The following is a 9247-nucleotide window of genomic DNA, read 5'->3' as shown; positions in this document are numbered from 1 at the left end:
TGTTCAAGTTCCGCGTCACTTTCTTTCTTTATTACTTCGTAATAATAAGATCCTCTACTGATCTCAAGGGCACGGCACATCGCTGATATAGAATATTTATGTTTATTACGTTTGATTACTTCGACTTTCGCCCGAATATCAGCGCCGCTTGCTTTAAAATATCATTTTCCATTTGAAGCTGGGTATTGGCTTTTCTTAATGCTTTCAATTCTTTCTGTTCAGGTGTTAAGTTATCTTTTTCTTTGAATGAACCGGTTTGATGATGTTGACTTACCCACTTGTCAAAAGCAGATCCTGTAAGGTCATATTCTTCTATGATTTCTTTTCTTGATTTTCCTGCTTTGTGTAAATCAACAATTTGCTTCTTGAATTCATCTGTATAAGTTCGACGTGGACGACGAGTAGACATGATAGATTCCTCCTGTGTGCGTTGTGTTTAGTATACACACCTTATCTTTTCTGTCCAACTCAGTGTAACCTATCCAGTTTATTTATTTTAAATTATATTAATTTCATCTGTATTGTGTATTGACGAATAATTTTGATTACCGCCTCCGCTCACCTTACATAAAAACACTTATACAAATAAGTAACTTGTACAAGTGTTTTTACCAATAGTCATTATTTTAAAACTACTATTTCTTTATCATATGTTGCTACAGTGGTTCCTTCTTCTGTATGTTCTGTTCCTCTTGTTACCTTCAACAACTTCCACTCATAAACATCATTGTAAAGTGTGCTTGTAATTTCCTCATTAAATAAAGATTCAGCAAACTAGAAGTGTTTTTGAGTTATATTGATGGAACGCATTTGTCTAGTTTATAGTGACAATTCAGAATATAAAGCGTTAAACACGAAAAACAAAAAAGAGATTTACAATTAATAATACTAATTTGACTGTTGCAATTATGACTGTTTCCTGATTGTTTTTAACGTTCATTCTATACAAAATAATGAATATTAAATATTCTCCTATAGAAGTTATAATAGAAAGAGGAAGATAATTCACAGAAAAAAATGCTGATAATAACAAAGAGATAACTGCTGCAAGACTTGAACTTAGCAAAAGTGTGATTAAGAGATCTTTTTCGTGAAGAAATTCTTCTTTTAAAAATAGTTGAACAAGGAGTTTTATAAATAAGAAGGTGACCAATAAGATAATCGTGTTTAATAAAACTACTATTACTATCATAAATAAATTGAGTTTTGTAGCATCTATATCCAAAAGTTGCTGGCTTTCTTTTAGTAAACCAGCAAGATAAGGGTTGGAAGCTGATAATTCAAAAAACAATAAAACATTGGTGATTATAAAAGGTATGAAGAAAATCAAGATAGATGAACTATTATTTTTTTTAAAGTCATTTTCCATTTTTAATTAATCTCCCTTCAAGTAACTCAACGACCGTGCTTATATTTTTATACTCTCTATCTAAGTCATTATGAGATACGATCAATATACAGGTGTCATTCTCTATAAGAGCCTCACATGCTTCAAGAATTTTATTTCTACTTGTAAAATCTATGCTTGAGAGTGTTTCATCAAGTATAACTAAGTCCCAATGTTGTTTTTTGGCTAGTAAGGAACAGCCTACTTTCAAATTCATTCCCAAAGAAGCCGTTTCAGATAGTGTGTTAAGTTGGTCGTTAGTATATAAATCTTTTATAAATGCCTCTTCTGCACTAGAGAGTTGGATATTATGGATACTATATAATAGGGAGATGTTTTCTGATATGGTTAAATAATTCTGGCTTAAATTTTGGTCAGTAAGATATAGTATGTTTTTGGCTTTATTGTTGTAGGTACCAGACGTAAAGTCTTCCACAGTGGCAATGCCTCTTAAAAGTACGCTCTTTCCGCTACCATTGTCTCCTTTTATAAAGTACATCCCTTTTGATAAAGAAAGGGAGATATCAGAAAGTATAATTTCATCTCCGTACCTTTTAGTACAGTTTTTCATGGTTACTAGCATTAAAAATTGACCATCCCTTCTATTAAACCAGCGATTATTACGTTAATGATGCTAAAAAGATACAACTTATAATTATTCCTCATGAAAGCAAAGACATCATCTAAACTGAATCTTTTATAAAAAATATACATACACTTTAAAGAAAGTAGCATATATAATATCATGTTTGGAAACTCAATAATGCCATGTCTGTATAATAATAAAAATACACTTTCTCCTCCATGAACATTGATGCCTAACCACATTTGGTAAACTAGTATAAATAAATCAATAATGATTAAGAGTGGAGAAATAAAAAAGAAGAGAATATATTGGAAAAAATTTCTTAAATTATTCACAATAATGCTTAAAGAGTATTGAAATCCATAGTCAATTAAATTAACTGAAGTATCATTTGAAACTGGAATATCAAAAATAAAAACAAGAAATAAATATAAAAATGATGCAAAGATAAATATAAATAATGAGAAAGTAATGTAATTTTTATACGTTAGTTTATGGATATAAATCACCATCTTTTAAATAAAATTTTTTAATATGATAAATGAAAAAATAATGACCATAATAATATACTGAAATAGTATATTATTGAATTTTTTTCTATTTCCAACTAGTTTTCTAGTTAATAAACTGTATAAGAATCCAATAAAAGTCATTAAAATAATAGCAATTACACTATTAATGATAGGGTATATATGGGGATCTAAAGTTGTTATGAAAAAAATCAATCCACTATATATAATTAATCTGTGAAAATGTTCAGTTAACAGAAAAGACTCTAGTCTATTTAAGGGACTTAGATACATTAAGTAATACCGCGCAGATGTTTTTTCGATTTCTCTGAATTGTTGATCGGCAATTAACTCTAGATCAAACAAATATAAAAATAATATAATACTGATAAAATCAAAATTTATACTAATTTTGTTAGTTAAAATTATATAAGATAATCCCAGAAAGAGTATCATTAAGTAGTTTTTTATTGGAATGTTTCTAAGATAAGATATAAATAGTTTAATATACATATTTTTATTACTAAAACCAATATCTCTTTTATTTTGACGAGAATGATTATTATTGTAATTTAAAAATTCACGTAAAAACCTTCTTGAATTTAAAACTTGGAATGATAAAAAAGATAGTATCACTATTAAAAATGTATTTAAAAAGTAGTTAACCATAAAAATATTTAAAATAACAGCCAAAATAGTGAAGAGAAACAAACTTACTTTCAATGTTGAATTTTGAGTTAGCTTTGAAGAAAATATACTAATTTGAATTAAGAATGCTAGAATTATGGCTAAAAATAAAGATATATTAGTCAAAGCGAGCATCAGAGCTGCTAGATTGAATATTATTCCAACAATAGATAAAGGATTATTTCTTATGTAAATAAATGCAATATACCTGTACCATATTGGCTTTGAATAACTATAGTGCAAAGATTTTTTAGATTTAATAGTATCAATGACAAATGGAACATTATATTGAAACAATAAAAAATTTATAATAACTAAAAACAAGAAATTACTCATTATTGAATTAGCGATTATTAAAAGGAGTACTAAAAATAAGGAAAGTATTCCACTTAGAATATAAAATATAAAGGGTTCTTTGATTAACTTGAACTCTCTGAACTTGGAAACCAAAATGTACTTTATCATATATACCTCTTCTTACGAATTATTTATCTACTTATTTAAAAGAAGCGTAGCATAAAATGCTTACGCTTCTTTAATAAGTAAATCAAATTACCTTACCATGCAGCAGCGTACGCTTTACCATATCTTTTAACTAGAGCTTTAGCAGTTGCAAGAATTCCTACACCGATACCACCACCGCCAACAACAGCAGCGATAATTCCAACAACGGCAGCAACGCTTGAAGCTGCTGAAATAATATCGATGATTTTTTTCGATGCATAAGCGCTTATTCCTAGCGTACTTGTTAATTCAGGTGCCACAAAAAAGAACATTCCCATAAGAACAGCTGTAAGTATAAACGTTTTCTTCATAATATCACCTCCTTATTAATTCAAAGGTAACATGACATTTCTAAACAAATAAAAAATGTTAATAATTGTTAACAACATTTAAATAATTTTCTATAGGTAGTAATTCAATCATTAGATATTGAGGATGTTTTTTTTACGCTTTCAAGTAATGAAGAACATTGTTGCGCCTTTACAGGCATATCTAAATAATTGAATATAGAAATAATTTTTTCCACTTCGTTATTTGATTTTTTTGTTTTCATCATAAATAACAAATTTTCAAAAAAAATCATCATAGTTCGTTCATACATTTTGTTATTATTTAGTGATGTGTTTTGCAATAGTTCATTGTAAAAATAGTCACACTTCACAATGTTATTTCTTTCTATAAAAAAAACTAAAATATTTAAAATTAATGTAAAAACTTCATTATTATACTTTCTTAGTTGACTAAAAGAAGTCAATTTTGTTCTAGCTCTTTTATAAAGTAATAATATGAGCTCTTCTGGAAAAAAGTCTAATGAGTTAGTGAATAAAACTAATTCATAATAGGTCCATTCCTCACAATCAAGTAAATATGATTTTATTATTTTAAAACTTTTTTCATTTACATTTTCATGGGTAATATAAGTAAGTGTGAGATCAGCTAATGCTGAATAATGTAAATATTTTATCTTATAAGAAGATTCAAACATTTCTTTATTGCTAGATTTTAATACTGATAATTTTTTTACATCATTAGAGTAAAAAGCTTCAAAATAGTTATGTAGAAAATCATTGTCATCTTTTACTTTTTCCAAATTATAAAAGAAAAAAAATTCTTCCAAAGAAATATTTAAATTCTCTAGTATTTCAAACAATTTATGTGAAGTAGTGTCACTTAAACCTTTCTCAAATTTAGAAATAGCAGGACGACTCAAAATTCCTGAATAAACATTTTTTGAATTAATATTTTTTGATAGCCTAATGTATTTTATTATTTCTCCAATATTCATACAGACCAACTTTCTATTATAAAAATGTAAACTTTTGTTAACGTTTCTGCACTTATTATCTTCGAAAGTATAACATACCTCATAGAACACGTAAATATTTATCGAAATGATTAATGAGAGGTGGGGATGTTAATGCTACAACTAATGGCAATGTTAGTATGGGATATTATTGGGATTGGTTAATATAATAATAAATTAAACCAAGCGAAAAATATTCAATTTTATATTATTATGAAATACATAATATATTTAAATTCTATAGTAGTCCGATTTATTGTATACAATAAATAAGCAATTTAAATACACAATTTTTTAAAATTATATCTAATGATTTTAAATTTCATTTTGCATAGTCTCTTCGTCCAAACCAATATAAGGAAGTGTGACTGGGGGACTAGAATCATTAAATTTCTTCAATAGTAAACACATTTCATCGGTGTTTTTATAATGAAGATAACAAAATATTTCCGTAGGCTATGAGGAGACAGCTCCAATCCAGGCAACACACCAAATTCCTGAACAACTCTAAAGCTCTGATAGGGGCTAATAGATTGTTCAGGTTTTTTATTGCTCGAAAATAGATATTCCCCTTCGGTAAAGTGATTAGCCAAAACATAAATCTTGGTGTTCAGTATGATTCCTTCATATAACTTGGAACGTTTCAATATGCCATTTTCTAAATAATTAAGCGTAATCTATCCAAATTCTATTAATCTCTTTTACATACTTTAAAAAGGCTTCTTTTGAACATCACGATACCATGAAAGCAAGTTAACTAACGATGTATTATCACTTAGAAATAACGCTTGTTGTAATAATGTTTCTTTAGGGATACTCCAAGGGTTCACTCGAATGCACGGATAATCAAATGATACAAAACAAAAGAACAGGCTACGGTTTTATCAACTTTGATTGTTTTGAAAAGTATCTTGTTCTTTCACTAAATATGAAGCCTGAAAAAGAAGTATCAAGTGAAATCAATTGCGTCCTCTTTTAGAATACTGACGTTATCCATAATAGGTGTCAGAAATCCCTAATTAGTTGATAAAGTAAAGACATTAGAATAGCTCTATTTAAAAATTGGACTTAATTTTAATATATACTTGAAATTAAGTCCTTTATGATGTATAAAATATGTATGGTAACGTTTTCAAAATAAAAAAACTAAATTGGTTTGTTTATTTAGAAATCAGTTGAATGAAAAAGGAGAGAATAATATGCAAAAGGTAACAGATACATTGGAACGAACGCTCGTACCAGTCGCTACAAAAATACAACAGAACAAAGTGCTCAGGGCAGTAGGGAATGGATTTGCGTCATCTTTAACCATTATTATTGTCGGTGCTATTTTTACCTTATTAGGTAGTTTTCAGTGGAGTGCTTATCAATCTTTTCTTGCTTCTACAGGCATAGGGACGATTTTATCTTACGCACCACTTGTTACGACTGACATGCTTGCAGTCTATATTGCTTTCTTGATTGGTAAATCTTTTACCGAAGAATTAGGGTTAAAAGATAATGCAAGTTTCTGCGGTATTCTATCACTGTTTGCCTTTTTATTAATGATGCCACTGGGTGTCAGTGAACTTCAGGGAGAAACGACAGTAGAGATTACTAGTGCCCTAGGTCTTAGATGGCTTGGTGCGCAAGGTCTTTTTACAGCTATTATTATTGGTTTAATCGTACCTCTTATCTATGCATTTATTATAAAACGAAACATCGTCATCAAGATGCCAGATGGTGTTCCACCAACGATTGCGAAATCTTTTTCAGCTTTGATTCCAGGTTTTGTAATTGCAATCTTATTTAGTATCATTCGTCATTTCATCTCACTAACAACATTTGGAGATTTAAATACGTTTATTTATGGCATTATTCAAGAGCCTTTAACTAGTTTAGGCGCAAGTCCATTAACGTTTGTTCTATTCATAGTGATCTGTAATGTTCTTTGGTTCTTCGGGATTCACGGTGGGGCAGTCGTTATGCCTTTCCTACAGATTTTATATGCAGCACCAGCACTTGAGAACCTAGTAGCTTATGGCGCAGGTGAACCCTTGCCCCATTCAATCATACAAGCAGGTTGGTTTGTATATGCCAACATGGGTGGCGCAGGTGGGACTTTCGGTTTAGTCCTCATACTCGCATTCATGGCGAAAAGTAAACGGTATAAAACACTTGGTAGAATGGCTTTGCCGACTGTTGCTGTTGGAATCAATGAGCCTTTGACATTTGGTCTTCCAGTAGTCTTGAATCCCATTATCATTCTGCCTTTTATCATTACACCGATTACAAGTTTTCTTCTTTCTTATGGATTAACTTTACTAGGCATCTTGCCACCTTTAAACGGGGTGACTATTCCATTAGGAACACCGATTATTTTTTCAGGGTGGTTGACCGGCGGTATACCAGTTATGTTGTTCCAAATCGTCAATATATTCATTCAAGTAGCTATTTACTATCCATTTACTAAAGTACTCGATAGTCAAGCCCTAGCTGAGGAAGTACAAGAAGACACAATACAAACTGGAGAACCAAAAGATGCTTCTGTACCTGTAAATGGTTAAAACTAATATTCAGATGTATTAAAAATAAGACCTATAAACTAATAAGAACCGTTGGAAGTCTGATATAGATTCTCAACGCTTCTTAATTAGTTTGTATAGAAAAAACTACTAATTGATTTTATGGTCTGTTTTTACAGTCTCTTCTCTAGTGTATTCAACTATCTGTTTGTGAAATTTTTTCATAAATTTTTCTTCTTACAATGAAATATTTTCGATTTTATTCATAATTTTGTTAATTTAATATCTTGAACAGTCTCTATCTTGACTGAATTGATATATAATCAGAGTTTCTCAAAAAGAGTTATCGTCTAATACTCTTGAACCTGCAGAAAAGATCATTGATATAATATTAATGTTAGAACTAACAAAAATTTTATTAACATTAATGATTTATTATTCAAATTCTATTGCTGGATTTTATAATGAAGTTAGCCACTTAGGCTAACCCATAAAAAAACGCCATGCGAATTTCATGTTATATTGAAGTTATACCACTAACTCTCAATAGACAGGATGAATTCACATGACGCACTCTAACAATAACACAACAGCACGTAAGGGAAAACACTTATCTTATTCAGAACGATCTCAAATCGCTATTTTAAAGACCGAGAACTACTCCAATCGCGGGATTGCAAAAGCTCTGGGACGTGTCCCACAAACGATTAATAGCGAGATTCATCGTGGAACGATTACTCAACTTAAACGTCAAAAGCAAAACGATAAAGTATATGACTACTATTCGACTAACTACGATCCTAATGCCGGACAAGCAGCTTATGATAGGCTTCAATTGAACTGCGGCCGTCGGCCAAAATGGGCTGATTCGGATGCATTTATTGAGTGGGCAGATGATAAACTGTTACGGGAAAAGTGGTCTCCAGATGTAGTCGTTGGGTTTGCTACGACACACGACTTATTTGATCCGTCTATTATTCCTTGTACAACGACCCTTTATGGATGGATTGACAAAGGTATCATGAGAACCAAGAATATGGATCTACTTGAAAAACTGTCGCGTAAACCAAAGGACACTTCTTATAGAAGTAGGATAAATAAGCGGATTTTAGGCCAATCCATTGAACAGAGGCCTGAAGAAGTTGATAATCGACAGACCTTTGGCCATTGGGAAATCGATACCGTTGTCGGAAACAAAGCGAAAACCGATTCGGTTTTATTGACGTTAGTTGAACGCCAAACCCGTTTTGAGATCATACTTAAACTCAAGGGGAAAGATAAAGAGTCCGTTGATCAGGCAATCAGTCAATTACGACATCGAGCCGGTGACACGTTCTCTAAAGTATTTAAGACCATTACCTCTGATAATGGATCTGAGTTTGCCGGCCTTCATAAGGCACTTCAAGAGACTCTTGATGTGTACTTCAGTCATCCTTATGCTTCGTGGGAGAGAGGAACGAGCGAGAACCAACATAAGTTTATTCGCCGATTTATTCCAAAAGGAAAAGCCATCGGTCAATTGAGTGAGACAGAATACTTGAGAATCCAGCAATGGATGAATGACTATCCTCGAAAAATACTTGGCTATAAAACTCCACATGACTGTTTTGCTCGTGCTCTACGCTCTTTATTCCAAATAGCCTAAGCACGTTAGTGCTTTCCAAATGACGACTGACTTCTTCTAATAACAATAACTAATTGAACAACTGACAATTAAGCGGATATATACTTGGAAACTAGGTGGCTAACTTAGACTTGAAATTTACG

6 protein-coding genes and 1 pseudogene are annotated in these 9247 nt (G+C 31.0%); 2 read left to right on the top strand and 5 right to left on the bottom strand.

Annotated elements, in window-relative coordinates:
• The 5 genes and pseudogenes from J5J05_RS04030 to J5J05_RS04010 form a co-directional block, all read right to left on the bottom strand.
• A pseudogene (locus tag J5J05_RS04030) lies at nucleotides 1-409 on the bottom strand (transposase); the annotation flags it as partial.
• Between the two features lie 438 nt (nucleotides 410-847).
• The gene (locus tag J5J05_RS04025) at nucleotides 848-1369 is read right to left on the bottom strand and encodes a hypothetical protein (RefSeq protein WP_208559381.1); all 522 of its coding nucleotides are present in this window, start codon (nucleotides 1367-1369) and stop codon (nucleotides 848-850) included.
• The gene (locus J5J05_RS04020) at nucleotides 1359-1970 is read right to left on the bottom strand and encodes an ATP-binding cassette domain-containing protein (RefSeq protein WP_208559380.1); all 612 of its coding nucleotides are present in this window, start codon (nucleotides 1968-1970) and stop codon (nucleotides 1359-1361) included. The genes J5J05_RS04025 and J5J05_RS04020 overlap by 11 nt, the downstream gene beginning before the upstream one ends.
• 1756 nt (nucleotides 1971-3726) lie before the next feature.
• Nucleotides 3727-3984: an uberolysin/carnocyclin family circular bacteriocin gene (locus J5J05_RS04015; RefSeq protein WP_208559379.1), complete on the bottom strand. Its 258-nt coding sequence runs from the start codon at nucleotides 3982-3984 to the stop codon at nucleotides 3727-3729.
• Between the two features lie 104 nt (nucleotides 3985-4088).
• Entirely contained in the window at nucleotides 4089-4958 is an 870-nt protein-coding gene (locus J5J05_RS04010; RefSeq protein ID WP_208559378.1) for a helix-turn-helix domain-containing protein, read from the bottom strand.
• 1217 nt (nucleotides 4959-6175) lie between these two features.
• Between J5J05_RS04010 and J5J05_RS04005 the strand changes: the two genes are divergently transcribed.
• On the top strand, nucleotides 6176-7522 hold the full coding sequence (locus J5J05_RS04005; protein ID WP_208559377.1) for a PTS sugar transporter subunit IIC: 1347 nt from the start codon (nucleotides 6176-6178) through the stop codon (nucleotides 7520-7522).
• A 523-nt stretch (nucleotides 7523-8045) separates the two neighbouring features.
• Complete coding sequence (locus J5J05_RS04000; protein WP_208559376.1) at nucleotides 8046-9125, top strand: IS30 family transposase; 1080 nt, start codon at nucleotides 8046-8048, stop codon at nucleotides 9123-9125.
• The last annotated feature ends 122 nt before the right edge of the window (nucleotides 9126-9247 follow it).

It is taken from the genome of Marinilactibacillus kalidii (assembly GCF_017599325.1).
Classification (GTDB): Bacteria; Bacillota; Bacilli; order Lactobacillales; family Carnobacteriaceae_A; genus Marinilactibacillus; species Marinilactibacillus kalidii.
The sequence above is the reverse complement of the archived record's forward strand: the minus strand, read 5'-3'. Positions and strand labels throughout refer to the sequence as shown.

What these genes read in the sequence shown, in the direction of transcription:
- J5J05_RS04000 (WP_208559376.1), top strand. Translation starts at nt 8,046, where the DNA reads ATGACGCACTCTAACAATAACACAACAGCACGTAAGGGAAAACACTTA.
- J5J05_RS04010 (WP_208559378.1), bottom strand. Translation starts at nt 4,958, where the DNA reads ATGAATATTGGAGAAATAATAAAATACATTAGGCTATCAAAAAATATT.
- J5J05_RS04015 (WP_208559379.1), bottom strand. Translation starts at nt 3,984, where the DNA reads ATGAAGAAAACGTTTATACTTACAGCTGTTCTTATGGGAATGTTCTTT.
- J5J05_RS04025 (WP_208559381.1), bottom strand. Translation starts at nt 1,369, where the DNA reads ATGGAAAATGACTTTAAAAAAAATAATAGTTCATCTATCTTGATTTTC.
- J5J05_RS04020 (WP_208559380.1), bottom strand. Translation starts at nt 1,970, where the DNA reads ATGCTAGTAACCATGAAAAACTGTACTAAAAGGTACGGAGATGAAATT.
- J5J05_RS04005 (WP_208559377.1), top strand. Translation starts at nt 6,176, where the DNA reads ATGCAAAAGGTAACAGATACATTGGAACGAACGCTCGTACCAGTCGCT.